This is a genomic window from Pseudomonas sp. NBB (assembly GCF_032701105.1).
In the GTDB taxonomy this organism is placed as follows: Bacteria; Pseudomonadota; Gammaproteobacteria; order Pseudomonadales; family Pseudomonadaceae; genus Aquipseudomonas; species Aquipseudomonas asiatica.
In genome coordinates this window covers 4029859-4055769 of record NZ_CP103994.1, presented here as the reverse complement: position 1 = coordinate 4055769, position 25911 = coordinate 4029859, and the positions used below count along the sequence as shown (strand labels likewise).

Sequence of the window (25911 nt, the reverse complement as noted above, 5' to 3'; positions counted from 1 at the left end):
ACAGGTAAAACAAAAAGCCCCCGGCTCGTGAGAACCGGGGGCTTTTTGTCAGTGCAGGGCAGGGGCCTTACATGTTCGGGTAGTTCGGCCCGCCAGCGCCTTCAGGGGTGACCCAGGTGATGTTCTGGGCCGGGTCCTTGATGTCGCAGGTCTTGCAATGCACGCAGTTCTGCGCGTTGATCTGGAAGCGCTTGCTGCCGTCTTCCTGGGTGACAACCTCGTACACGCCTGCCGGGCAGTAGCGCTGGGCCGGCTCGTCGTACAGCGGCAGGTTGCTGGCGATCGGCACGTTCGGGTCGGTCAGCTTCAGGTGGCAGGGCTGTTCCTCTTCGTGGTTGGTGCTGGAGAGGAATACCGAGCTGAGCTTGTCGAAGCTGAGCTTGCCGTCCGGTTTCGGGTAATCGATCTTCTGCGACTCGGCCGCCAGCTTCAGGCAGGCGTAGTCCGGCTTGGTGTCGTGCAGGGTGAACGGCAGCTTGCCGCCGAACCAGTTCTGGTCCACATAGTTGAATGCCGCGCCCAGCAGCGGGCCGAACTTGTGCATGGCCGGGCCGAAGTTGCGGCTGGCGAACAGCTCCTCGTACAGCCAGCTGGCCTTGAAGGCGCTGACGTAGCCGTTGAGCTGGTCACCGCCTTCGCTGCCGGCGATCAGTGCATCAGCCACGGCTTCGGCGGCGAGCATGCCGGACTTCATTGCGGTGTGGCTGCCCTTGATCTTGGCGAAGTTCAGGGTACCCAGGTCGCAGCCGATCAGCGCGCCGCCGTTGAAGACCATTTTCGGCAGCGAGTTGAAGCCGCCCTTGCAGATGGCACGGGCACCGTAGCTGATGCGCTTGCCGCCTTCGAGGTATTGCGCCATCACCGGGTGGTGCTTGAGACGCTGGAACTCGTCGAACGGCGACAGGTAGGGGTTGGCGTAGGACAGGTCGACGATCAGGCCGACGACTACCTGGTTGTTTTCCAGGTGATAAAGGAACGAACCACCGGTGTTGTCCTTGGCCATGACGTCCAGCGGCCAGCCAGCGGTGTGCACCACCAGGCCCTGCTCATGCTTGGCCGGGTCGATTTCCCAGATTTCCTTCAGGCCGATGCCGTAGTGCTGGACGTCGGCTTCGCTGTCGAGGTTGAAGCGCTTGATCAACTGCTTGCCGATATGGCCGCGGCAGCCCTCGGCGAACAGGGTGTACTTGGCACGCAGTTCCATGCCAGGGGTGTACATGCCGTCCTTCGGGTTGCCTTCGCGGTCGACGCCCATGTCGCCGGTGACGATGCCACGGACCACGCCGTTGTCGTCGAACAGTGCTTCCTGGGCGGCGAAGCCCGGGTAGATTTCCACGCCCAGGTTCTCGGCCTGCTGGGCCAGCCAGCGGCACAGGTTGCCCAGGGAGATGATGTAGTTACCCTGGTTATGCATGGTCTTGGGCACGAACAGGTCAGGCACCTTGGTCGAACTACCTGCATCCTTGAGCACGTAGATGTCGTCACGCTTCACTTCGGTGTTCAGCGGCGCGCCGAGCTCTTTCCAGTCGGGGAACAGCTCGTTCAGGGCGCGGGGTTCGAACACCGCGCCGGATAGGATGTGGGCGCCGACTTCAGAGCCTTTTTCCACCACGCAGACGCTGATTTCGTTACCGGCTTCGGCGGCCTTCTGCTTCAGGCGGCAGGCGGCGGACAGGCCCGCCGGGCCGGCGCCGACGATGACCACGTCGAATTCCATGTATTCGCGTTCCACTGGTTCTCTCCTACTCATCAAGGCTCGTGCTGTTGCTTTGTCTTATTGGGTGCGCGGGGCATTCGCAGCGGTTCTACGCAACGGCGGAACTGTAGCTGGGCAAATGACGGACTACACCGTTTTGTCTTGGCCGCGCATTATATCTACACCACTTGGCGGGTCCAATACAAACGTTTGTTTGAATTTGCCGCAGGCCAGTAAAATCACAGGAACGCGGCTGGAGGGTGACCGATTTGCCGTATTGACCGGATTGGGTGTTACGGTCAAGATACGAGCGGTTTTACGTTCGCCGTAGGCTTGCAGCCGGGCGCAGGTACACCTCTAAAGACCAGGTGTGGAGCAGGGTTTTGCGGCCTTTGGCCGGTTTGTAGTGGAGTTTACACGCCACGACAGAAAATGACCCGTGAGTATTTGTCGCAAGAGTCCGGACAAGACTGTTCGGTCACTGTGAAGTTACCGCCTCCCGGTACGTTTTTAGAGGTGCCCTTGTACCCACGCGCATCGCAGGGCTCTGCCCCTGGCGACTATCTATTCACCGGAGAGTAACGAGGAATCCATGAAGGTTCTTGTAGCTGTCAAACGAGTGGTCGACTACAACGTCAAGGTTCGCGTCAAGGCGGACAACTCCGGCGTCGACCTTGCTAACGTCAAGATGTCCATGAACCCCTTCTGCGAAATCGCCGTGGAAGAAGCCGTACGCCTGAAGGAAAAGGGCGTCGCGTCCGAGATCGTCGTCGTTTCCGTCGGCCCGACCACTGCCCAGGAGCAACTGCGTACTGCCCTGGCACTGGGTGCCGACCGTGCCATCCTGGTCGAAGCCGCTGACGAACTGAATTCCCTGGCCGTGGCCAAGGCGCTGAAAGCCGTTGTCGACAAAGAGCAGCCGCAGCTGGTCATCCTCGGCAAGCAGGCCATCGACAGTGACAACAACCAGACCGGCCAGATGCTGGCTGCGCTGACCGGCTTCGCCCAGGGCACCTTCGCCTCCAAGGTCGAAGTGGCTGGCGACAAGCTGAACGTCACCCGTGAAATCGACGGCGGCCTGCAGACCGTTGCACTGAACCTGCCAGCCATCGTCACTACCGACCTGCGCCTGAACGAACCGCGCTACGCGTCGCTGCCGAACATCATGAAGGCCAAGAAGAAGCCGCTGGAGACTCTTACTCCAGATGCGCTGGGCGTTTCCCTCGCCTCCACCAACAAGACCCTGAAGGTTGAAGCCCCGGCTGCCCGCAGCGCTGGCATCAAGGTCAAATCGGTGGCCGAACTGGTCGAGAAGCTGAAGAACGAAGCGAAGGTAATCTAAATGACTATCCTGGTTGTCGCTGAATACGAGAACGGTGCCGTAGCCCCGGCCACCCTGAACACTGTTGCTGCTGCCGCCAAGATCGGTGGTGATGTGCACGTGCTGGTCGCTGGCCAGAACGTGGGCGGCGTTGCCGAGTCCGCAGCCAAGATCGCTGGCGTGGCCAAGGTGCTGGTTGCAGATAACGCTGCCTACGCCCACGTCCTGCCAGAAAACGTTGCGCCGCTGATCGTCGAGCTGGCCAAGGGTTACAGCCACGTGCTGGCGCCGGCCACCACCAACGGCAAGAACATCCTGCCGCGCGTTGCCGCGCTGCTGGACGTGGACCAGATCTCCGAGATCATCTCGGTCGAGTCCGCCGACACCTTCAAGCGCCCGATCTATGCTGGTAACGCCATTGCCACCGTGCAATCGAGCGCCGCCATCAAGGTCATCACCGTGCGTACCACCGGCTTCGACGCCGTGGCCGCCGAAGGTGGTTCGGCTGCCATCGAAGCCGTTGGCGCTGCGCACAACGCCGGCATCTCGGCCTTCGTTGGCGAAGAGCTGGCCAAGTCCGACCGCCCAGAGCTGACCGCTGCCAAGATCGTCGTTTCCGGCGGCCGTGGCATGGGCAACGGTGACAACTTCAAGCACCTGTACAGCCTGGCCGACAAGCTCGGCGCTGCCGTCGGTGCTTCGCGCGCCGCGGTCGACGCCGGCTTCGTGCCGAACGACATGCAGGTCGGTCAGACCGGCAAGATCGTCGCGCCACAGCTGTACATCGCCGTCGGTATCTCCGGCGCGATCCAGCACCTGGCCGGCATGAAGGACTCCAAGGTGATCGTGGCGATCAACAAGGACGAAGAAGCGCCGATCTTCCAGGTAGCCGACTACGGCCTGGTCGCTGACCTGTTCGAAGCGGTCCCGGAGCTGGAAAAGCTGGTCTGATCCGCCTGCTTCACTTATAAAGAACCCGGCCCTTGTACAGGGGCCGGGTTTTTTTTGGTCTGTACAAGGAGTGAGCAATGGTGCTGCGTAAAGCAGGCGGGGTGCTGGCATGCATGGCGGTGCTGGTTTCGCCGCTGGCCATGGCGGCGGGCAAGTGTGAACGCCTGGTGGCAACCGGCAGCCCTGATTCTCCGCCCTATTCATGGCAGGACCCCAACGACCCGAAACACCTGATCGGCGCCAACGTCGACCTGCTGCGCCAGGTGGCTGGCGAGCTGGGTGTGAAAGTTGAGGTGCTGAGCGCCGGCCGTCGTGACCAGGCGCTGGAAGAAGTGCGTAGCGGGCGGATGGACCTGCTGCTCGACACCCCCATGCAGGTGGAGCAACTGACCGCGCTGGACTACATCCATCCACCCCTGCAGCTCAACGAATACCTGGTGTGGACGCGCCACGACGCCACACTGGCCTTCGAGGGCCCGGCTGACCTGGCCCAGTACCAAGGCAGTTTGTCCGAGCGCGCGCGGCTGACCCCGGCCTTTACCGCTTTCGCCAAGGCCCAGCTGAAGCTGGAGCCGGCACAGAACCTGACCCAGGCATTCCAGAAGCTGGTGCTCGGCCAGGTGGATTATGTGCTCGCTGGCCGCTATTCGGGCATCGCCATGGCTCAGAGCCTGGGCATGAGCAATGACCTGATCGCCCGCGGCCTGCCGGTGGATCGGCCGGGCCTGTACCTGGCGCTGTCGCACAATTCGGCCTGCAATGACAGCTGGCTGCGTGGGCAATTGGCGAAAAAACTGACAGAATTGCCGATCTCCGGAGCATCCGAGGCCGTGCTGCAACGTAATGTCGAGCGCTGGAAAGCGCAGCTGCAGGTGCCGTCGGACGCCCCCAAACACTAGGAAGATTGCGTGAGAACCCAACCACTAATCCTTGCCCTGGCCGTGCTCGGCCTGGCTGGCTGCGCCAACGATCCGGCCCCTAACGAGCAGATGCGCATCTCCGAACAGGCACTGGAGCAGGCCAGGGCCGTCGGTGCCACCGAGCAGGTCGATGCGCTCAAGCTGGCTGAAGACAAGCTGGCCCGGGCCAAGACCAACATGCTCACCGAAGACTACCGCGATGCGCGCATGCGTGCCGAGCAGGCCGAGCTGGATGCGCGCCTGGCCGAGGCCCAGGTACTGAACCAGAAGAGCGAAGAGCAGCTGCAGCTGCTGCAGTCGCGGGTCCAGCGCCTGCGCAAACAGTTGGAGGTGCAGCCATGATCCGTCGTATGCCATTGGCCGCGCTGGCAGTGCTGGCGCTGGCGGCAGGTTTGCAAGGTTGCGCCAGCCAGCGCAGCAGCGCAGCGCTGGATGATGCCACTGCAGCTTTCCAAAAGGTCAAGGATGATTCCAATGTGCTGCGCAGCGCGCCGCGCGACGTGATTCGCGCAGGCGAGTCGCTGGCCCGTGCCGAGCGCCTGTCCAGCTACATCGGCACCGGTGCCGACGTGCGCCATTACGCCTACCTGAGCCAGCGCTACAGCGAAATTGCCAGCGAGCATGCCAAGCTGGCGTTGAACCAGGAGCGCCAGGCCAAGCTCGACCTGGAGCGCCAGCGCCTGCAGTTGGCCCTGCGCGAGGCCAAGCTGGCCAGTGTTCAGCAGCAGGGCAAGTGGGTCGAGTCGCAGATCGCCGCGCTGGCCTCGGAGCAGGCCGACCGTGGTCTGGTGATGACCCTGGGGGACGTGCTCTTCGACACCGGCCGGGCCGACCTGAAGAACTCGGCCAGCCGTACCGTGCTCAAGCTGGTGCAGTTCCTCCAGCTCAACCCGCGCCGGGTGGTTCGGATCGAGGGCTATACCGACAGCACCGGCCCGGCCGAGGACAACCTGAAGCTGTCGCGTGACCGGGCGCAGGCCGTGGCCGACATGCTGGTAGACCTGGGCATCGACGAGAAGCGCCTGCAGGTCGAGGGGTATGGCGACCAGTACCCGATCGAGGCCAATGCCTCGGAGCGGGGCAGGGCGCAGAACCGTCGGGTGGAGATCGTGTTCTCCGATGACAAGGGCAGGCTTGCGCCAGCACGCTAAGTCTTTGAAATGCCGGGGACCGCTCTGCGGTCCTTTCGCGACACAAGGCCGCTCCTACAGGCGTTGTGCATGCCTTGAGTTTGGCACTGCTCTTGTAGGAGCGGCTTTAGCCGCGAACACCGGCAAAGCCGGTGCCATCCACCGCGTCACCTGCTTCGCGGGTGAACCCGCTCCCACAGGGGCGGCGCACTCCCGGCAGTTTGTCGGCTTAATCGTTTCGATAGCTGTCACGCTATTGTATTGTCGACTATGTTGCATTCTGTTCCAGTACACTCTGCAACTGTTACGGTATCCTCTACCGTCACTGAGCCGTACAAGAATAACGAGTCTGCCGCCATGACCAACCTGCTGTTGTACCAGCGTATCGCCCAGCAACTGGCCGATGACATCCGTCGTGGTGTCTACCAGCCAGGCGAGCGGGTGCCCTCCGTGCGCAAGATGAGCGCCCAGCTCAATGTCAGCCATGCCACGGTGCTGCAGGCCTATGCCAATCTCGAGGACCAGGGGCTGATTCGTGCGCGGCCGCAGTCCGGCTACTACGTGCACCAGACCCCGGCCCTGACCGCGCAGACCCCGGACATCGCCCGCGTGGAGCGCCCCGGCCTGGTCACCCGCGCCAGTATCATCCAGCAGGTGCTGACCGAGGCTCGCCGTGATGGCGTGTTCCCGTTCGGCGCCGCTGTGCCGCATGTCGACTACCTGCCGGTCCGTGCTTTACACCAGCAGATTGCCAAGGTGACGCGCTTCCACAGCCCGCGTGCCTTCAGCTACATGTTCAGCCCCGGCTTCGAGCCGCTGCGCCGGCAGATCGCCATTCGCATGCGTGATGCCGGCGTACTGGTCGACCCGCGTGAAGTGATCGTGACCCATGGCTGTGTCGATGCGCTGCAGATGTCGCTGCGCGTGCTGACTCGTCCAGGCGACCTGATCGCGGCCGAATCGCCCACCTATTACGGTCTGCTGCAACTGGCCGACCTGCTGGGCCTTAAGGTGATCGAGATCCCCAGTGACCCGTCCACCGGCATCAGCCTCGAGGCGCTGCAACTGGCCGCCAACCAGTGGTCGATCAAGGCCCTGGTTCTGACCGCGCGCCTTAGCAACCCGCTGGGTGGCACTGTCCCGGAAGAGCGGCAGAAGCAGTTGCTGCGCCTGGCGTCGGACTTCGATATCCAGATCGTCGAGGATGACATCTATGGCGAGCTGATGTTCGAGCAAGGCAAGACCAAGGCGCTCAAGGCATTCGACCGCCTGGACCGAGTAATCTATTGCTCTAGTTTTTCCAAGACGCTGTCCCCTGGTGTTCGAGTTGGCTGGATGATTGCCGGGCGCTATCAGGACGAGATCCAGCGCCTGCAAACCTTCACCACTCACTCGGCCTGTAGCGTGACGCAGATGGGTGTGGCGGCCTACCTGGAGAATGGCGGCTACGACCGGCACCTGCGTTACATTCGCCAGGAGTACCGCAAGAACCTCAGTGCTTACCAGCTGGCGGTGCAGCAACACTTCCCCGAGGGTACCCAGATGACCCGGCCGACGGGCGGTTTCATCCTGTGGGTGAGCCTGCCGGGGCGGGTCAACACTCAGGAGCTGCATGTGCGTGCGCTGGAGCAGGGCATCAGTATTGCGCCGGGGCTGATCTTCAGTAACACCGAGCAATTCAACCACTGCATCCGCCTTAATTGCGGCATACCCTGGAACAAGGAAGCCGAGCGCGCGGTGATCACCCTCGGTTTGCTGGCCCAGCAATTGTGCCGGGAGCCAGCGGCAGCTTTTTTATAGGCTTGCCACGCGCCTGTGGAACAGGGAGCATACGCACTTTTCCTGCCAGTCTGTCCATTTGCCATGAATGCTCTGCGCCGTTTTGCCCTGATCTTGTGCCTTGTACCGCTCTGCAGCCTGGCTGGTGTTGCCCAGGCTGCACAGCCGACAAGCCAGGCGCAGGCGGCCAAGCCGGTGCAGAAGGCCGCAGCCAGGCCAGCGCACAAACAATCAGCAAAAAAAGCCGGTAACAGCAAGGCCAGGCCGGCGCGCAAGCAGGTGAGCAAGGAGGTTGCCAAGCCGCTACCCAAGGCAAAGCTCGACCTCAGCCTGCCGGCCGAGATGGTCGATAACCTTGAGCCAGATGTGGGCAGCCTGTCGCCGATACAGCGTCGCAAACCTCTTCTGCCCCCCATGTTCACTGAAAAGCCAGAGACCAGCGACAGCCCGTTCCAGCTCAATGGCCGGTTGATCAGCAATGAAATGCAGCTGCAGCTACGCAATGACAGCCGTCGGGAAGTGGAAGGGGCGGCCATCGATTTCGAGTACCGCCAGTAGCTGGCGAACTGACTGCCGGGTCATGGCAGATTTCATCGTGCCAGCAATTTCAAACGCCTGTTTGAGCGGTTACTATCCAGGGACGCTCGTCCCGTTTTGTTCCAGGGAGTCGTTATTTTGGTGAAGAGCCATGAACTGTCGTGAGGGCTGTGGTGCCTGCTGCATCGCCCCGTCCATCACCTCCGCGATGCCGCGCATGCCCAATGGCAAGCCGGCTGGCGAGCGCTGCCTGCACCTGACTGTCGACAACCTCTGCGACTTGTTCGGCAAGCCCGAAAGGCCTGCGGTGTGTGGTGGTTTCAAGGCGGATGTCGAGGTGTGTGGCAGTGATCGTGATGAGGCTATAAGGATTCTCGGCTGGTGGGAACAGATAACGGCGGCGTGACAGGCTGGATCTTCGAAAACAAGGATAAACATGATGAGATCGTTCAAGCGTATTGCTCTGCTGTGTGGCATGGGTGTTCTGCTGGCGCCTGCGGCCTGGGCCGAAAACTGGCAGGTGGCCAAGGACGAGGAGGGGATCAAGGTTTCCCTTAGCGAAGTGGCCGGTTCCAAGTACAAGGCCTATCAAGGTGTCACTGTGATCAAGGCGCCGCTGGCCAAGGTGCAGGCGTTGCAGGAGGACGTGGTCGGGGCTTGTGCATGGATTCACGAATGCAAGTCGCAGAAGCTGCTCAAGCACGAAGGTGACCAAAGCTGGACCTATACCCAGTTCAATACGCCATGGCCGGTGACGCCGCGGGACTCGGTGTTGCATGTGACTACTGTGAAGGAGGCTGATGGCAGCCTGGTGCGCAACCTGAAGGAAGAGCCGACCTATATCCCGGAAGAGAAGGGCTTTGTGCGGGTGGCGAAGGTCGAAGGCTTCTGGAAGCTGGTGCCCAAGGGCGACAGCACGGAAGTGACCTATCAGGTGCACACCGAACCGGGTGGTAGCGTGCCGGCGATGGTGGCCAACAAGTTCGTGGTGGATGCGCCGTTCAATACCCTGAAAGGGTTGCGGGAGCGGGCTGAGAAAAACTGAGGCATTGTGTCACCTGTGCTGGCCTCTTCGCGGGTAAACCCGCTCCTACAGGTATCCCGCAAACTTTCGGGCCTGTGGGGTCCCTGTGGGAGCGGGTTTACCCGCGAAGAGACCAGCACAGGACGAATAAAAAAGGCTGCCCGAGGGCAGCCTTTTTGCGTTCGGCTATGGAAGCTTACTTGCGGTCCTGCAGCGCAACGATGTCGCGCTTCTGCTCGCCGGTGTACAGCTGGCGCGGGCGGCCGATCTTGTACGGGCTGGAGAGCATTTCTTTCCAGTGCGAGATCCAGCCCACGGTACGTGCCAGGGCGAAGATCACGGTGAACATGCTGGTCGGAATGCCGATTGCCTTGAGGATGATCCCCGAGTAGAAGTCGACGTTCGGGTACAGCGAGCGCTCGATGAAGTACGGATCGGTCAGGGCGATCTCTTCCAGGCGCATGGCCAGTTCCAGCTGCGGGTCGTTCTTGATGCCCAGCTCGCGCAGGACTTCGTCGCAGGTCTGCTTCATCACGGTGGCGCGCGGGTCGCGGTTTTTGTACACGCGGTGACCGAAGCCCATGAGCTTGAACGGGTCGTTCTTGTCCTTGGCCTTGGCGATGAACTTGTCGATGTTCGAGACATCGCCGATTTCATCGAGCATGGTCAGTACCGCTTCGTTCGCACCGCCGTGGGCCGGGCCCCACAGTGCGGCGATACCGGCGGCGATGCAGGCGAACGGGTTGGCACCCGACGAACCGGCCAGACGAACGGTGGAGGTGGAGGCGTTCTGCTCGTGGTCGGCGTGGAGGATGAAGATCCGGTCCATCGCCTTGGCCAGCACCGGGCTGATCGGTTTGATCTCGCACGGGGTGTTGAACATCATGTGCAGGAAGTTTTCCGCGTACGACAGGTCGTTGCGCGGGTACATCATCGGCTGGCCCATGGAGTACTTGTAAACCATCGCGGCCAGGGTCGGCATCTTGGCGACCAGGCGCACCGCGGAAATTTCGCGGTGTTGCGGGTTATTGATGTCCAGGGAGTCGTGATAGAACGCCGACAGGGCGCCAACCACGCCGCACATCACCGCCATCGGGTGGGCGTCGCGGCGGAAGCCGTTGAAGAAGGACTTCAGCTGCTCGTGAACCATGGTGTGGTTCTTCACGGTGCTGACGAACTGGGCCTTCTGCTCGGCATTCGGCAGTTCGCCGTTGAGCAGCAGGTAGCAGGTTTCGAGGTAGTCGGATTTTTCAGCGAGCTGTTCGATCGGGTAGCCGCGGTGCAGCAGGATACCTTTGTCGCCGTCAATGTAGGTGATCTTCGACTCGCACGAGGCAGTCGCCATGAAACCAGGGTCGAAGGTGAAGTGACCAGTGGCCCCCAACCCGCGGACGTCGATTACATCAGGACCAACGGTGCCGGTTAAAATGGGCAGCTCGACGGGGGCAGCGCCCTCGATGACCAACTGCGCTTTTTTGTCAGCCATGTGGCCTCCTATTAATGCTTGAAATCATCAGACAGACCCCCCACGCAGGGCCCGCACCACTATAGAGGGATAAATTCAGATGTCAATTTGCCTAAAGGCTTGTTGAAACAGGCATTGAGGCCTGATTTTTCGCGAAATTCTCGCCCATTTACGCCTTTTGTGCGCTAAAGGCAATGCGCTATTTGGGCTACCCCGTCACGTTGTCATAAGCAGCCTAACTGTCTATACTCGCAACCCGACCGCCAGGGGCTTGCAAGCCCGAACTGCTGGGGGTCGCCGTTCCCTGGGTGGTGGGTACCTGACCAGTACACTTACCAACAACTTTGCCCTGATTCGCTAGGGGCTCTTCAGTGTGAAAAAAGCCGTGAAAAGCCAACGACCTGTAAACCTAGACCTAAGGACCATCAAGCTCCCCGTCACTGCGTACACGTCCATCCTGCATCGTATCTCCGGCGTCATCCTGTTCCTCGGCCTTGCCATCATGCTTTATGCACTGGGCAAGTCGCTGGGTTCCGAGGAAGGCTTTGGTGAGGTGAAGGCGTGTCTGACCAGCCCGCTGGCCAAATTCGTGACCTGGGGCCTGCTGTCCGCCCTGCTTTATCACCTCGTGGCAGGTGTTCGTCACCTGATCATGGACATGGGCATCGGTGAGACGCTGGAAGGCGGCAAGCTGGGCTCGAAAATCGTGATCGTCATCTCCGTGGTGCTGATCGTTCTGGTGGGAGTTTGGGTATGGTAACCAATGTCACGAACCTGTCGCGTTCGGGCCTCTATGACTGGATGGCGCAGCGCGTTTCTGCGGTCGTTCTCGCGGCTTACTTCCTCTTCCTGATCGGCTACGTGGTCGCCCACCCAGGCATCGACTACACCCAGTGGCATGGTCTGTTCTCCAACAACGCGATGCGGATCTTCAGTCTGCTGGCCCTCGTTGCCCTGGGCGCTCACGCCTGGGTCGGCATGTGGACCATTGCGACCGACTACCTGACGCCTATGTCGTTCGGCAAGTCGGCAACTGCGATTCGTTTCCTGTTCCAGGCGGTATGCGGCGTTGCGATGTTCGCTTACTTCGTCTGGGGTGTGCAGATTCTCTGGGGTATCTGATCCATGGCTAGCATTCCAACCATTTCCTTCGACGCCATCATCATCGGTGGCGGCGGCGCCGGCATGCGCGCTGCGCTGCAGCTGGCTCAAGGCGGCCACAAGACTGCCGTAGTCACCAAGGTCTTCCCGACCCGTTCGCACACTGTATCCGCCCAGGGCGGCATCACCTGCGCCATCGCTTCGGCCGACCCGAACGACGACTGGCGCTGGCACATGTACGATACCGTCAAGGGCTCCGACTACATCGGTGACCAGGACGCTATCGAATATATGTGTCAGGAAGGCCCGGCTGCGGTCTTCGAGCTGGACCACATGGGCCTGCCGTTCTCGCGTACCGAAACCGGTCGCATCTACCAGCGTCCGTTCGGTGGCCAGTCCAAGGACTTCGGTAAAGGTGGCCAGGCTGCCCGTACCTGCGCCGCTTCCGACCGTACCGGTCACGCGCTGCTGCACACCCTGTACCAGGGCAACCTGAAAGCCGGCACCACCTTCCTCAACGAGTACTACGCAGTTGACCTGGTGAAGAACCAGGACGGCGCATTCGTTGGCGTGATCGCGATCTGCATCGAAACCGGCGAGACCCTGTACATCAAGTCCAAGGCCACCGTGCTGGCAACTGGCGGTGCCGGCCGTATCTACGCCTCCACCACCAACGCCCTGATCAACACCGGTGACGGCGTGGGCATGGCCCTGCGTGCCGGCGTGCCGGTGCAGGACATCGAAATGTGGCAGTTCCACCCGACCGGCATCGCCGGCGCCGGTGTACTGGTCACCGAAGGTTGCCGCGGTGAGGGTGGCTACCTGATCAACGCCCACGGCGAGCGCTTCATGGAGCGTTACGCGCCGAACGCGAAAGACCTGGCCGGCCGCGACGTGGTCGCCCGTTCCATGGTCAAGGAAATCATCGCCGGCAACGGCGTGGGCCCGAACAAGGACCACGTACTGCTGAAGCTGGACCACCTGGGCGAGGAAGTGCTGCACAGCCGTCTGCCAGGTATCTGCGAGCTGTCCAAGACCTTCGCCCACGTCGACCCTGTGGTCGCGCCGGTACCGGTCATCCCGACCTGCCACTACATGATGGGCGGCGTTGCCACCAACATTCATGGCCAGGCCATTACCATGGACGCCGAAGGCAACGACCACATCATCCCGGGCCTGTTCGCCGTAGGTGAAGTGGCGTGCGTATCTGTTCACGGTGCCAACCGCCTGGGCGGCAACTCGCTGCTCGACCTGGTGGTGTTCGGCCGTGCTGCCGGCCTGCACCTGGAGAAGGCGCTGACCGAAGGCGTGGAATACCGCGACGCCAGCGACACCGACGTCGATGTTGCCCTGAACCGCCTGAACAAGCTGAACGAGCGCACCACCGGTGAAGACGTTGCCAGCCTGAAGCGCGAGCTGCAGAGCTGCATGCAGAACTACTTCGGTGTATTCCGTACTGGCGAATACATGCAGAAGGGTATCGAGCAGCTGGCCGGTCTGCGTGACCGTATCGCCAACGTCAAGATCAACGACAAGTCCCAGGCCTTCAACACCGCGCGTATCGAAGCGCTGGAGCTGCAGAACCTGCTGGAAGTCGCCGAAGCTACCGCCATCGCGGCAGAAGCCCGTAAAGAGTCCCGCGGCGCTCACGCCCGTGAAGACTACGAAGACCGTGACGACGAAAACTGGCTGTGCCACACCCTGTACTACCCGGGTGAGAAGCGCGTCGCCAAGCGTGGCGTCAACTTTGCGCCGAAGACTGTTCCAGCCTTCGAACCAAAAGTCCGGACTTACTAAGGGTGGCCGCTATGTTGCAAGTCGAAGTTTATCGTTACAACCCGGACACCGATTCGGCGCCGAAAATGCAGACCTTCCAGGTCGATACCGGCGGCAAGGATCTGATGGTTCTGGACGTGCTGGCACTGATCAAGGAACAGGACGAAGGTTTCTCCTATCGTCGCTCGTGCCGTGAAGGCGTTTGCGGTTCCGATGGCATGAACATCAACGGCAAGAACGGCCTGGCCTGCATCACCCCGTTGTCGGCGGTGGTGAAGGGCAACAAGCTGATTCTGCGTCCGCTGCCGGGCCTGCCGGTCATTCGTGACCTGGTCGTCGATATGAGCATCTTCTACAAGCAGTACGAGAAGGTGAAGCCGTTCCTGCAGAACGACACCCCGGCACCGGCCATCGAGCGCCTGCAGTCGCCGGAAGACCGCGACAAGCTGGACGGCCTGTACGAGTGCATCCTGTGCGCTTGCTGCTCGACCTCCTGCCCGTCGTTCTGGTGGAACCCGGACAAGTTCCTGGGCCCCGCCGCACTGCTGCAGGCCTATCGCTTCCTGGCCGACAGCCGTGACACCAAGACCCAGGAGCGCCTGGCGTCCCTGGATGACCCGTTCAGCGTATTCCGCTGCCGCGGGATCATGAACTGCGTCAACGTTTGCCCGAAAGGTCTGAACCCGACCAAGGCAATCGGCCACGTACGTAACATGCTGCTGCAAAGCGGCACCTGATACAAAGAGTTGTACCTGCAGTAAGCCGAGGTGCGGGTGGTGAGCCCGCACTGAGGTAAAACCCGAACAAGGGCCCACAAAGCCTGCGTTCATTACCTATGAAGATATGAGACCAGCAGGGGCTTCCGGGCTGGTACCCGGAAAATCAGCAGGATCCAAGTGGCGTGGTTCAGTCGCTGTATTCGGACTTTTCCAGGTTTGCTGTGGCTCTCGCCGATCAGTCCCCTAACCGAGGGTGACCAAGCATGCAAGAAAGCGTGATGCAGCGCATGTGGGAAAGCGCCCACCTTTCAGGTGGTAACGCTGCATATGTGGAAGAGCTTTATGAGCTCTACCTGCACGACCCTAACGCTGTGCCAGAAGAGTGGCGCACCTACTTCCAGAAGTTGCCCGCCGACGGCAGCACCGCTACCGATGTATCGCACTCGACAATCCGCGACCATTTCGTACTGCTGGCAAAGAACCAGCGCCGCGCCCAACCGGTATCCGCCGGGAGCGTGAGCAGTGAACACGAGAAGAAGCAGGTTGAAGTTCTGCGACTGATCCAGGCCTATCGTATGCGCGGCCATCAGGCTGCCAAGCTCGACCCGTTGGGGTTGTGGCAGCGTCCTGCGCCCGTAGACCTGTCGATCAATCACTACGGCTTGACCAATGCCGATCTTGATACGACCTTCCGTGCCGGCGACCTGTTCATCGGCAAAGAGGAGGCGAGCCTACGCGAGATCTTCGAGGCGCTCCAGAAGACATATTGTCGCACCATTGGCGCCGAGTTCACCCATATCGTCGATTCCGAGCAGCGCAGCTGGTTCCAGCAGCGTCTGGAAAGCGTGCGCGGCCGTCCGGAGTTTTCCGCTGACGTGCAGGCCCACCTGCTCGAGCGCGTGACCGCCGGTGAAGGCCTTGAGAAATATCTGGGCACCAAGTACCCGGGCACCAAGCGTTTCGGCCTCGAGGGCGGCGAAAGCCTGATCCCGATGCTGGACGAGATGATCCAGCGCTCCGGTTCCTACGGCACCAAGGAAGTCGTGATCGGCATGGCCCACCGTGGCCGCCTGAACGTTCTGGTCAACACCTTCGGCAAGAACCCGCGCGAGCTGTTCGACGAGTTCGAAGGCAAGAAGATGAACGAGCTGGGCTCCGGTGACGTCAAGTACCACCAGGGCTTCTCCTCGAACGTGATGACCCCGGGCGGCGAAGTGCACCTGGCCATGGCGTTCAACCCGTCCCACCTGGAAATCGTCTCGCCAGTGGTCGAGGGTTCGGTGCGCGCCCGTCAGGACCGCCGCAACGACACCGTTGGCGACAAGGTACTGCCGATCTCGATCCACGGCGACGCAGCATTCGCCGGCCAGGGCGTGGTCATGGAAACCTTCCAGATGTCGCAGACCCGCGGTTTCAAGACCGGCGGTACCGTGCACATCGTGATCAACAACCAGGTTGGTTTCACCATCAGCAACCCGCTGGACGCGCGCTCCACCGAGTACGCCACCGACGTTGCCAAGATGATCCAGGCGCCGATCCTGCACGTGAACGGCGACGACCCGGAAGCCGTGCTGTTCGTGACCCAGCTGGCCATCGACTACCGCATGCAGTTCAAGCGTGACGTGGTCATCGACCTGGTCTGCTACCGCCGCCGCGGCCACAACGAGGCCGACGAGCCGAACGGCACCCAGCCTTTGATGTACCAGCAGATCAGCAAGCAGCGCACCACGCGTGAACTGTACGCTGAGGCACTGATCCAGGCCGGCCGCATCGATGCCGAACGCGCCCAGGCCAAGATCGACGAGTACCGCAACGCGCTGGACAACGGCCTGCACGTGGTGAAGAGCCTGGTCAAGGAGCCGAACCGCGAGCTGTTCGTCGACTGGCGTCCGTATCTGGGCCATGCCTGGACCGCGCGTCACGATACCCGCTTCGACCTCAAGACTCTGCAGGAACTGTCGGCCAAGCTGCTGGAGATCCCGGAAGGTTTCGTCGTCCAGCGCCAGGTCGCCAAGATCTACGAAGACCGCCAGAAGATGCAGGCCGGTGGCTTGCCGATCAACTGGGGTTATGCAGAGACCATGGCCTACGCCACCCTGCAGTTCGAAGGTCACCCGATCCGCATGACCGGCCAGGACATCGGCCGTGGCACCTTCTCGCACCGTCACGCGGTGCTGCACAACCAGAAGGACGCCAGCACCTACGTACCGCTGAAGAACCTGTTCCCGGGCCAGCCTCAGTTCGAACTGTACGACTCCTTCCTGTCGGAAGAAGCGGTACTGGCCTTCGAATACGGCTACTCGACCACCACGCCGAACGCGCTGGTGATCTGGGAAGCCCAGTTCGGTGACTTCGCCAACGGTGCGCAAGTGGTGATCGACCAGTTCATCACCAGCGGCGAGCACAAGTGGGGCCGTCTGTGCGGTCTGACCATGCTGCTGCCACACGGTTATGAAGGGCAGGGCCCGGAGCACTCCTCCGCGCGCCTGGAGCGTTACCTGCAGCTGTGCGCCGAGCACAACATCCAGGTCTGCGTACCGACCACCCCGGCCCAGATCTACCACCTGCTGCGTCGCCAGGTCATCCGTCCGCTGCGCAAGCCGCTGATCGTGCTGACGCCGAAGTCTCTGCTGCGCCACAAGCTGGCCATCTCGACCCTGGAAGACCTGGCAGAAGGCTCGTTCCAGACCGTGATCCCGGAAATCGACAGCCTCGATCCGGCCAAGGTCGAACGCCTGGTCCTGTGCGGCGGCAAGGTTTACTACGACCTGCTGGAAAAACGCCGTGCCGAAGGCCGCGAAGACATCGCCATCGTGCGTATCGAGCAGCTGTATCCGTTCCCTGAGGACGACCTGGTCGAAATCCTGGCGCCTTACACCAACCTCAAGCATGCGGTCTGGTGTCAGGAAGAGCCGATGAACCAGGGCGCCTGGTACAGCAGCCAGCACCACATGCGCCGTATCCTGGGCCGCCACAACAAGGCACTGGTCCTGGAATACGCCGGCCGCGACGCTTCCGCCGCGCCAGCCTGTGGTTACGCATCGAAGCACGCCGAACAGCAGGAAAAACTGCTGCAAGACGCCTTCACTGTTTAATGCCTTCGCGCACCTGAAACCGAATTTAAGGAAACACAGATAATGGCTATCGAGATCAAAGCCCCAACCTTCCCGGAATCGGTTGCCGATGGCACCGTTGCCACCTGGCACAAGCAGCCGGGCGATGCCGTCAAGCGTGACGAGCTGATCGTCGACATCGAGACCGACAAGGTCGTCCTGGAAGTACTGGCCACCGCCGACGGCGTGCTGGGCGCCATCGTCAAGGGCGAGGGCGACACCGTCCTGTCCGACGAAGTACTGGGTTCGATCGTTGAAGGCGGTGCTGCCGCCGCTGCACCAGCTGCCGCCCCGGCCGCTGCTGCCCCGGCTGCCGCTGCTGCCGACGCTGGCGAAGAAGACCCGGTTGCCGCCCCGGCCGCGCGCAAGCTGGCTGAAGAGAACGGCATCGACCTGGCTGCCGTTGCCGGCACCGGCAAAGGTGGTCGCATCACCAAGGAAGACGTCGTCGCTGCCGTCGCCAACAAGAAGTCGGCGCCTGCTGCAGCTGCCAAGCCTGCCGCCGCTGCCGCTGCTGCCCCGGTTGTCGTTGCCGCTGGCGACCGCACCGAGAAGCGCGTGCCGATGACCCGCCTGCGCGCCAAGATCGCCGAGCGTCTGGTCGAAGCCCAGTCGAGCATGGCCATGCTGACCACCTTCAACGAAGTCGACATGACCGAAGTCATGGCCCTGCGTTCGAAGTACAAGGACCTGTTCGAGAAGACCCACAACGGCGTGCGCCTGGGCTTCATGTCGTTCTTCGTCAAGGCTGCCACCGAAGCCCTGAAGCGCTTCCCGGCTGTCAACGCCTCGATCGATGGCAACGACATCGTCTACCACGGCTACGCCGACGTCGGCGTAGCCGTGTCCAGCGACCGTGGCCTGGTGGTACCGGTACTGCGTAACGCCGAGTCGATGAGCCTGGCGGAAATCGAGAACGGCATCGCCACCTTCGGCAAGAAGGCTCGTGATGGCAAGCTGGCCATCGAAGAGATGACTGGCGGCACCTTCACCATCACCAACGGTGGTACCTTCGGTTCGATGATGTCGACCCCGATCGTCAACCCGCCGCAGGCTGCCATTCTCGGCATGCACAACATCATCCAGCGCCCGATGGCCATCAATGGTCAGGTTGTGATTCGCCCGATGATGTACCTGGCGCTGTCGTACGATCACCGCCTGATCGACGGCAAGGAAGCGGTAACCTTCCTGGTCACCATCAAGAACCTGCTGGAAGATCCGTCTCGCCTGCTGCTGGACATCTAACCCTCTGGCTGCGTACCGTGCCGGCCCTGGCTTCGCAGGAAGCCATGCCGCGCGGTCCGCGGCTTGTAGCTTGTAGCTGATAAGGAATCTTTTATGACCCAGAAATTCGACGTAGTGGTAATTGGTGCAGGTCCTGGCGGCTATGTTGCTGCCATCAAGGCCGCACAACTTGGTCTGAAGACTGCCTGTATCGAGAAGTACACCGACGCCGAGGGCAAGCTGGCCCTGGGCGGCACCTGCCTGAACGTAGGTTGCATTCCTTCCAAGGCGCTGCTGGACAGCTCCTGGAAGTACAAGGAAGCCAAAGAGAGCTTCAACGTCCACGGTATCTCCACTGGTGAAGTGAAGATGGACGTCGCCGCGATGGTTGGCCGCAAGGCTGGCATCGTCAAGAACCTGACCGGTGGCGTTGCCACCCTGTTCAAGGCCAACGGCGTTACTTCGATCCAGGGCCACGGCAAGCTGCTGGCCGGCAAGAAAGTCGAAGTCACCAAGGCTGACGGCACCACCGAAGTCATCGAAGCCGAGAACGTGATCCTGGCTTCCGGCTCGCGCCCGATCGACATTCCACCGGCTCCGGTCGACCAGAACGTCATCGTCGACTCCACCGGCGCCCTGGAATTCCAGGCCGTGCCGAAGCGCCTGGGCGTTATCGGTGCTGGCGTGATCGGCCTGGAGCTGGGCTCGGTATGGGCTCGCCTGGGTGCTGAAGTCACCGTCCTGGAAGCCCTGGACACCTTCCTGATGGCTGCCGACACCGCCGTGTCGAAAGAAGCCCAGAAGACCCTGACCAAGCAAGGCCTGGACATCAAGCTGGGTGCGCGCGTCACCGGCTCGAAAGTCAACGGCAACGAAGTCGAAGTGACCTACACCGACGCCAACGGCGAGCAGAAGATCACCTTCGACAAGCTGATCGTCGCGGTCGGCCGTCGCCCGGTGACCACCGACCTGCTGGCTGCCGACAGCGGTGTGACCATCGATGAGCGTGGCTACATCTTCGTCGACGACTACTGCGCTACCAGCGTGCCTGGCGTGTACGCCATCGGTGACGTGGTGCGCGGCATGATGCTGGCCCACAAGGCTTCGGAAGAGGGCATCATGGTGGTCGAGCGCATCAAGGGCCACAAGGCCCAGATGAACTACGACCTGATTCCGTCGGTCATCTACACCCACCCGGAAATCGCGTGGGTCGGCAAGACCGAACAGGCCTTGAAGGCCGAGGGCGTTGAGGTTAACGTGGGCACCTTCCCGTTCGCGGCCAGCGGCCGTGCGATGGCTGCCAACGACACCGGTGGTTTCGTCAAGGTCATCGCCGATGCCAAGACCGACCGCGTCCTGGGTGTGCACGTGATTGGCCCATCGGCTGCCGAACTGGTGCAGCAGGGCGCAATCGCAATGGAATTCGGCACCAGTGCCGAGGATCTGGGCATGATGGTCTTCAGCCATCCGACCCTGTCCGAAGCGTTGCATGAAGCAGCGCTGGCAGTGAATGGCGGCGCCATTCACGTGGCCAACCGTAAGAAGCGTTAATTATAAGAAACCACGGCGGGCTGCCCGTCGTGAGTCTTGCGTGCATGACTCACCGCGGAAAGTCCGCCGGACCGGATCACACGGGAAAACCCGGGGTCAACGGTCACAGGTGGTGCGGCGCCAGTGATGGCGCAGCGCCGAAGCGCAGTACCTAACGAAGACGGTAAAAAGCATGAATCTTCACGAGTATCAGGGTAAGCAGCTGTTCGCTGAGTACGGCCTGCCAGTTTCCAAGGGTTTCGCTGTCGATACCCCTGAGCAAGCTGCAGAAGCCTGCGACAAGATCGGCGGGAACGAGTGGGTGGTAAAAGCCCAGGTTCACGCGGGTGGTCGCGGTAAGGCGGGCGGCGTCAAGCTGGTTCGCAGCAAAGAAGACGCCAAGGCGTTCGCTGCACAGTGGTTGGGCAAGAATCTGGTTACCTACCAGACCGATGCCAACGGTCAACCCGTCTCCAAGATTCTGGTCGAATCCTGCACTGACATCGCCAAAGAGCTGTATCTGGGCGCTGTAGTCGATCGTTCGAGCCGCCGTATCGTGTTCATGGCTTCCACCGAAGGTGGCGTGGACATCGAGAAAGTCGCTCACGAAACGCCTGAGAAGATCCTCAAGGCCACCATCGACCCGCTGGTCGGCGCTCAGCCGTTCCAGGGTCGCGAGCTGGCGTTCCAGCTGGGCCTGGAAGGCAAGCAAGTTCAACAGTTCGCCAAGATCTTCGTTGGTCTGGCCAAGCTGTTCAAGGATCACGACCTGGCCCTGCTGGAAGTGAACCCGCTGGTGATCAAGGCCGACGGCGACCTGCACTGCCTCGATGCCAAGATCAACATCGACGCCAACGCCATGTACCGTCAGCCTAAGCTGAAAACCTTCCACGACCCGTCGCAGGACGACGCCCGTGAAGCCCACGCTGCCAAGTTCGAACTGAACTACGTTGCCCTCGAAGGCAACATCGGCTGCATGGTCAACGGTGCCGGCCTGGCCATGGGTACCATGGACATCGTCAACCTGCACGGCGGCAAACCGGCCAACTTCCTCGACGTTGGTGGTGGTGCTACCAAAGAGCGCGTTACCGAAGCGTTCAAGATCATTCTGTCCGACAGCAATGTCGCGGCCGTTCTGGTCAACATCTTCGGCGGCATCGTTCGCTGCGACATGATTGCCGAAGGCATCATCGGTGCAGTGAAAGAAGTCGGCGTGAAAGTTCCGGTTGTCGTTCGCCTTGAAGGCAACAACGCCGAACTGGGCGCTAAAGTACTGGCAGAAAGCGGTTTGAACATCATTGCGGCAACCAGCCTGACCGACGCTGCTCAACAAGTTGTCAAAGCTGCGGAGGGCAAGTAATGAGCGTCCTGATCAATAAAGACACCAAAGTCATCTGCCAGGGCTTCACCGGCTCGCAGGGTACTTTCCACTCCGAACAGGCCATCGCCTACGGCACCAAGATGGTCGGCGGCGTAACCCCAGGCAAGGGTGGCACCACCCACCTGGGCCTGCCAGTGTTCAACACTGTGAAAGAAGCTGTGGAAGCTACCGGCGCTGATGCTTCGGTGATCTACGTTCCGGCTCCTTTCTGCAAGGACTCGATCCTGGAAGCTGCCTTCGGCGGCATCAAGCTGATCGTGTGCATCACCGAAGGCATTCCTACCCTGGACATGCTGGATGCCAAGGTCAAGTGCGACGAGCTGGGCGTGACCCTGATCGGCCCTAACTGCCCAGGTGTCATCACCCCGGGCGAGTGCAAGATCGGCATCATGCCAGGCCACATCCACCTGCCAGGCAAGGTCGGTATCGTTTCGCGTTCCGGCACCCTGACCTACGAAGCTGTGAAGCAGACCACCGACGCCGGCTTCGGCCAGTCGACCTGCGTCGGCATCGGCGGTGACCCGATCCCGGGCTCCAACTTCATCGACATCCTGAAGCTGTTCCAGGAAGACCCGAAGACCGAAGCGATCGTCATGATCGGCGAGATCGGCGGTTCGGCTGAAGAAGAAGCTGCGGCCTACATCAAGGCCAACGTCACCAAGCCTGTCGTTTCCTACATCGCTGGTGTTACCGCACCTGCGGGCAAGCGCATGGGTCACGCTGGCGCCATCATCTCCGGCGGCAAGGGCACTGCGGACGAGAAGTTCGCCGCTCTGCAGGACGCTGGTGTGAAGACCGTGCGTTCCCTGGCTGACATCGGCAAGGCCCTGGCCGAGCTGACTGGCTGGGAAGTCAAGAAGTAATACTGCTATACCCCCCACGCGCACAGAGGCCACCTTCGGGTGGCCTTTGTCGTTTCTGGGGGGAATTCCTGTGCCGGCCTCTTCGCGGGCTTGCCCGCCCCCACATGAGATCTCCACTTTCCGGGGCTGTGGTGATCCCCTGTGGGAGCGGGCAAGCCCGCGAAGAGGCCGGTACAGGCAACATGGATTTTTCGATGGCTTTGATAGGAATTTTCACGCAGACGAATGTTTCAATTCGAGGATAATTCTCGCTGTCCTCGGTCGCACAGACGACAAACATGTACGCACATCGGACAAGCAGTACTGTGCCAGTGCGTTTGACTGACAAAACAGTTACATTACGCGCTCACTCTGTGCCCGTACCCCAAAAGGGAACGACACGCTAAACGGGTCTGGCCTATCAAGCCGGGCAGCATTTCCCCTCATCCAAAGGGAAATCCCCTCTCGAATCCCGATTTCAGCAGTGTGGTACTACCTTAAATGAAAGTTCTCAAAGGCCAGGATATCCTGGCGCTTGGCTTTATGACGTTTGCGCTTTTCGTGGGCGCTGGCAACATCATCTTCCCGCCTATCGTCGGTCTGCAGTCTGGCCCGCACGTATGGATGGCGGCCCTTGGCTTCCTGGTTACCGCCGTAGGCCTGCCGGTCATCACCGTGGTCGCCCTGGCCAAGGTCGGCGGCGGCATGGATGCCCTGAGCAGCCCGATCGGCAAGTTCTTCGGTGGCCTGCTGGCGGCCGTGTGCTACCTGTCGGTCGGCCCGCTGTTCGCCACCCCGCGCACCGCGACCGTATCGTTCGAAGTGGGTGTTGCGCCGCTGACCGGTGAAAGCCCCCTGGCGTTGTTCATCTACAGCCTGGTGTATTTTCTCGTGGTACTGGCCGTGTCCATGTACCCGGGCAAGCTGCTCGACACCGTGGGCCGCTTCCTGGCACCGTTGAAGATCATCGCCCTGGCGGTGCTGGGCATCGCCGCCTTCGCGCTGCCTGCCGGTACCATTGGTGAAGCGCAGCCGGCCTATGCCGCCGCAGCGTTCTCCAAGGGCTTCTCCGATGGTTACCTGACCATGGACACCCTGGGTGCCCTGGTGTTCGGTATCGTCATCGTCAACGCCATCCGCTCGCGCGGTGTCGAGTCGCCGAAACTGATCACCCGCTATGCCATCATCGCCGGCCTGATCGCCGGTGTCGGTCTGGCCCTGGTGTACATCAGCCTGTTCCGACTGGGTGCAACCAGCCACGAGATCGCGGCTGACGCTACCAACGGTGCGGCGGTACTGCATGCCTATGTGCAGCACACCTTCGGTTCCCTGGGGAGCGGTTTCCTCGCCGTGCTGATCGCGCTGGCCTGCCTGGTGACCGCCGTTGGCCTGACCTGTGCCTGCGCCGAGTACTTCAGCCAGATGCTGCCGCTGTCGTACCGCGCACTGGTGGTGATCCTGGCGGGCTTCTCGCTGCTGATCTCCAACCTCGGCTTGACCAAGCTGATCATGTTCTCGATCCCGGTGCTCACCGCGATCTACCCGCCGTGCATCGTGGTGGTCGGGCTCAGCTTCGTGAAGGACCTGTGGAACTCGCCAACCCGCATCCTGGCACCAGTGATGCTGGTATCGCTGCTGTTCGGCATGGTCGACGCGATCAAGGGCAGCAGCATTGCCCACGTGCTGCCGGACTTCATGGCTCACCTGCCGCTGAGCGACCAGGGCCTGGCCTGGCTGGTGCCTTCGGTGGTGACCCTGGTTGGTGCCGTGGCCTGCGACCGCATGCTCGGCAAGCCGCGCGAAGCGCTGGCCTGATAGTCGAAGCCTGAGGGCGGCACCGGCCACAAGCCGAAGGGTGCTCGCCAAGGGTGGAAACTCAAGAGCCCCGTATCCGAAAGGATGCGGGGCTTTTTGTTTGCTTGTACCGGCCTCTTCGCGGGCACGCCCGCTCCCACAGGTCAAGCGCAAACCTCAGAATTGGCGCTGTACCTGGACTGCCCCCAAGAAGTTGGACACCAATCCAACCCTTGGGGGATCTATGGGTAAATACACAGAGCAGTTCAAGCTCACGGCTATCACCGCTTACCTAGAGGGCAGCCGGGGCTTTCGCAAGGTGGCACAACACTTTGGCATCGATTTCAGCCTGCTTCGGCGCTGGGTTGCTGGCTACCAAGTCGATGCCAGCCTCGGCCCTCGCTCGCATGGTCGCCGCTACACCGAGGAATTCAAGCGGCGGGTGCTCAAGTACATGCTTGAGCATCGCCTGTCCCTGCGCCAAACAGCGGCGCACTTTGACCTTGGACAGTCCTCACAGATAGGCATTTGGCTGCGGCAGCACTACAGTGGCAGTCCTGAAGCCACTCTCGCCAAACAAAGAAAATCAGCCGTGCCGAAGAAAATTAAGCCCATCAAGCCGACAGATACCAATGACGCAGAGAAATCTCGTGAGCAGTTGTTGAGCGAGCTCGAGTATCTGCGCATGGAGAATGATGTCCTAAAGGAGTTAAAGGCTCTGCGAGAGGAGAAGGAGCGAACACGGACGAAAAAGCCCTGATCGTCTGTAAATTCAGACATAAATATCCGCTGCCTGATCTCTTGCAGATGGTGGGGTTGGCACGCAGTACCTTTTATTACCAGATCAAGTGCCAGCAAAAGCCGGACAGGCACGCCTCGCTCAAGGAGTTGGTGCAGCGTGTCTATCACGAGGAGAAAGGGCTGTATGGCTACCGCCGCATTGCCCTTGCCATCAGGAATCAGGGGACCTTGGTCAACAAGAAGGTCATTGAACGGTTGATGGCTGAGCTTGGTTTGCAGTCCGTTGTACGCCCGAAGAAGTATCGATCCTATCGCGGCATTGTCGGCAAGGTGGCAATGAATTTGCTGGAGCGTAATTTCGTCGCGCAACGCCCCAACCAGAAGTGGGTGACCGATGTCACTGAGTTCAAAGTGGCCCAACAAAAGCTCTACCTGTCGCCCGTGATGGACTTGTACAACGGTGAGATCATCGCCTATGAAACAGCTTGCCGGCCTACTTATGGCTTGGTCGGGAACATGCTGGAAAAGGCGCTCGATGGGTTGGGTGAAAAGCCCAAGCTAGTGATCCACTCAGACCAAGGATGGCATTACCAGCAGCCCCAATACCGCCATAAGCTCGCAGCGCGCGGTGTGAAGCAGAGCATGTCTCGCAAGGGCAATTGTCTGGATAATGCAGCGATGGAAAGCTTCTTCGGCACACTGAAGTCAGAGTTCTTCTACCTGAAGCGCTTTGAAAGCGTCGAACAGCTGAAGGCGGGCCTGGAGGAGTACATCCATTACTACAACCATGACCGCATCAGGCTGAAACTCAATGGCCTGAGCCCTGTCAGCTACAGGACTCAGGCCACTGGCTAAAACTGTCCAACT

The 25911-nt window shown here is 61.1% G+C and carries 22 protein-coding genes; 20 read left to right on the top strand and 2 right to left on the bottom strand.

Annotation, left to right across the window (positions count from 1 at the left end):
• Nucleotides 1–67 precede the first annotated feature (67 nt).
• Nucleotides 68–1732, bottom strand: a complete 1665-nt coding sequence (locus tag NY023_RS18920) for an electron transfer flavoprotein-ubiquinone oxidoreductase (RefSeq protein ID WP_013973455.1) — start codon at nt 1730–1732, stop codon at nt 68–70.
• A 556-nt stretch (nt 1733–2288) separates the two neighbouring features.
• Between NY023_RS18920 and NY023_RS18915 the strand changes: the two genes are divergently transcribed.
• The 9 genes from NY023_RS18915 to NY023_RS18875 all read left to right on the top strand — a co-directional run bounded on the left by NY023_RS18915 (nt 2289) and on the right by NY023_RS18875 (nt 9379).
• Nucleotides 2289–3038, top strand: coding sequence for an electron transfer flavoprotein subunit beta/FixA family protein (locus NY023_RS18915; protein WP_023661847.1), 750 nt, complete (start codon nt 2289–2291; stop codon nt 3036–3038).
• Nucleotides 3039–3968 carry an electron transfer flavoprotein subunit alpha/FixB family protein gene (locus NY023_RS18910; protein WP_013973453.1) on the top strand — a complete coding sequence of 310 codons (930 nt, stop codon included), beginning with the start codon at nt 3039–3041 and terminating at the stop codon, nt 3966–3968.
• Nucleotides 3969–4045: 77 nt separating this feature from the next.
• On the top strand, nt 4046–4867 hold the full coding sequence (locus tag NY023_RS18905) for a substrate-binding periplasmic protein (RefSeq protein WP_013973452.1): 822 nt from the start codon (nt 4046–4048) through the stop codon (nt 4865–4867).
• Between the two features lie 9 nt (nt 4868–4876).
• Nucleotides 4877–5230 carry a DUF4398 domain-containing protein gene (locus NY023_RS18900; RefSeq protein WP_013973451.1) on the top strand — a complete coding sequence of 118 codons (354 nt, stop codon included), beginning with the start codon at nt 4877–4879 and terminating at the stop codon, nt 5228–5230.
• Nucleotides 5227–6039, top strand: coding sequence for an OmpA family protein (locus NY023_RS18895; RefSeq protein ID WP_013973450.1), 813 nt, complete (start codon nt 5227–5229; stop codon nt 6037–6039). The genes NY023_RS18900 and NY023_RS18895 overlap by 4 nt, the downstream gene beginning before the upstream one ends.
• A 336-nt stretch (nt 6040–6375) precedes the next feature.
• Nucleotides 6376–7818, top strand: a complete 1443-nt coding sequence (locus tag NY023_RS18890) for a PLP-dependent aminotransferase family protein (RefSeq protein ID WP_013973449.1) — start codon at nt 6376–6378, stop codon at nt 7816–7818.
• Between the two features lie 63 nt (nt 7819–7881).
• Nucleotides 7882–8355 (top strand): hypothetical protein, encoded by a 474-nt coding sequence (locus tag NY023_RS18885; protein ID WP_013973448.1) that lies wholly within the window; start codon nt 7882–7884, stop codon nt 8353–8355.
• A gap of 130 nt (nt 8356–8485) precedes the next feature.
• Nucleotides 8486–8740 (top strand): YkgJ family cysteine cluster protein, encoded by a 255-nt coding sequence (locus NY023_RS18880; protein ID WP_023661894.1) that lies wholly within the window; start codon nt 8486–8488, stop codon nt 8738–8740.
• A 33-nt stretch (nt 8741–8773) separates the two neighbouring features.
• Nucleotides 8774–9379, top strand: a complete 606-nt coding sequence (locus tag NY023_RS18875) for an START domain-containing protein (protein WP_024087417.1) — start codon at nt 8774–8776, stop codon at nt 9377–9379.
• 175 nt (nt 9380–9554) lie between these two features.
• Here NY023_RS18875 and gltA read toward each other — a convergent pair whose 3' ends face one another.
• Nucleotides 9555–10844 (bottom strand): citrate synthase, encoded by a 1290-nt coding sequence (gltA, locus tag NY023_RS18870; protein ID WP_013973445.1) that lies wholly within the window; start codon nt 10842–10844, stop codon nt 9555–9557.
• 352 nt (nt 10845–11196) lie between these two features.
• Here gltA and sdhC point away from each other — a divergent pair, with 352 nt between their 5' ends.
• The 11 genes from sdhC to NY023_RS18815 all read left to right on the top strand — a co-directional run bounded on the left by sdhC (nt 11197) and on the right by NY023_RS18815 (nt 25899).
• On the top strand, nt 11197–11583 hold the full coding sequence (gene sdhC / locus NY023_RS18865) for a succinate dehydrogenase, cytochrome b556 subunit (RefSeq protein WP_012315350.1): 387 nt from the start codon (nt 11197–11199) through the stop codon (nt 11581–11583).
• Entirely contained in the window at nt 11577–11945 is a 369-nt protein-coding gene (gene sdhD, locus NY023_RS18860; protein WP_003254214.1) for a succinate dehydrogenase, hydrophobic membrane anchor protein, read from the top strand. Before sdhC ends, sdhD begins: the two co-directional genes overlap by 7 nt.
• A 3-nt stretch (nt 11946–11948) precedes the next feature.
• Nucleotides 11949–13721: a succinate dehydrogenase flavoprotein subunit gene (gene sdhA, locus NY023_RS18855; RefSeq protein ID WP_013973442.1), complete on the top strand. Its 1773-nt coding sequence runs from the start codon at nt 11949–11951 to the stop codon at nt 13719–13721.
• A gap of 11 nt (nt 13722–13732) precedes the next feature.
• Nucleotides 13733–14437, top strand: a complete 705-nt coding sequence (locus NY023_RS18850) for a succinate dehydrogenase iron-sulfur subunit (protein WP_011534752.1) — start codon at nt 13733–13735, stop codon at nt 14435–14437.
• 245 nt (nt 14438–14682) lie between these two features.
• On the top strand, nt 14683–17514 hold the full coding sequence (locus tag NY023_RS18845) for a 2-oxoglutarate dehydrogenase E1 component (protein WP_013973441.1): 2832 nt from the start codon (nt 14683–14685) through the stop codon (nt 17512–17514).
• 42 nt (nt 17515–17556) lie between these two features.
• On the top strand, nt 17557–18777 hold the full coding sequence (gene odhB / locus NY023_RS18840; RefSeq protein ID WP_013973440.1) for a 2-oxoglutarate dehydrogenase complex dihydrolipoyllysine-residue succinyltransferase: 1221 nt from the start codon (nt 17557–17559) through the stop codon (nt 18775–18777).
• A 93-nt stretch (nt 18778–18870) separates the two neighbouring features.
• Nucleotides 18871–20307, top strand: coding sequence for a dihydrolipoyl dehydrogenase (lpdA, locus tag NY023_RS18835; RefSeq protein WP_013973439.1), 1437 nt, complete (start codon nt 18871–18873; stop codon nt 20305–20307).
• Nucleotides 20308–20479: 172 nt separating this feature from the next.
• Nucleotides 20480–21646, top strand: a complete 1167-nt coding sequence (sucC, locus tag NY023_RS18830; RefSeq protein ID WP_003254205.1) for an ADP-forming succinate--CoA ligase subunit beta — start codon at nt 20480–20482, stop codon at nt 21644–21646.
• Nucleotides 21646–22530 carry a succinate--CoA ligase subunit alpha gene (gene sucD / locus NY023_RS18825; RefSeq protein WP_004376004.1) on the top strand — a complete coding sequence of 295 codons (885 nt, stop codon included), beginning with the start codon at nt 21646–21648 and terminating at the stop codon, nt 22528–22530. The genes sucC and sucD overlap by 1 nt, the downstream gene beginning before the upstream one ends.
• Before the next feature lie 480 nt (nt 22531–23010).
• Nucleotides 23011–24324, top strand: a complete 1314-nt coding sequence (gene brnQ, locus NY023_RS18820) for a branched-chain amino acid transport system II carrier protein (protein WP_004375997.1) — start codon at nt 23011–23013, stop codon at nt 24322–24324.
• A 223-nt stretch (nt 24325–24547) separates the two neighbouring features.
• Nucleotides 24548–25899 (top strand): IS3 family transposase gene (locus NY023_RS18815; protein WP_372241189.1). Its coding sequence is split into 2 segments (ribosomal slippage): nt 24548–25019 and nt 25019–25899, totalling 1353 coding nucleotides; the frame shifts between segments, so codons are not numbered across the junction.
• The last annotated feature ends 12 nt before the right edge of the window (nt 25900–25911 follow it).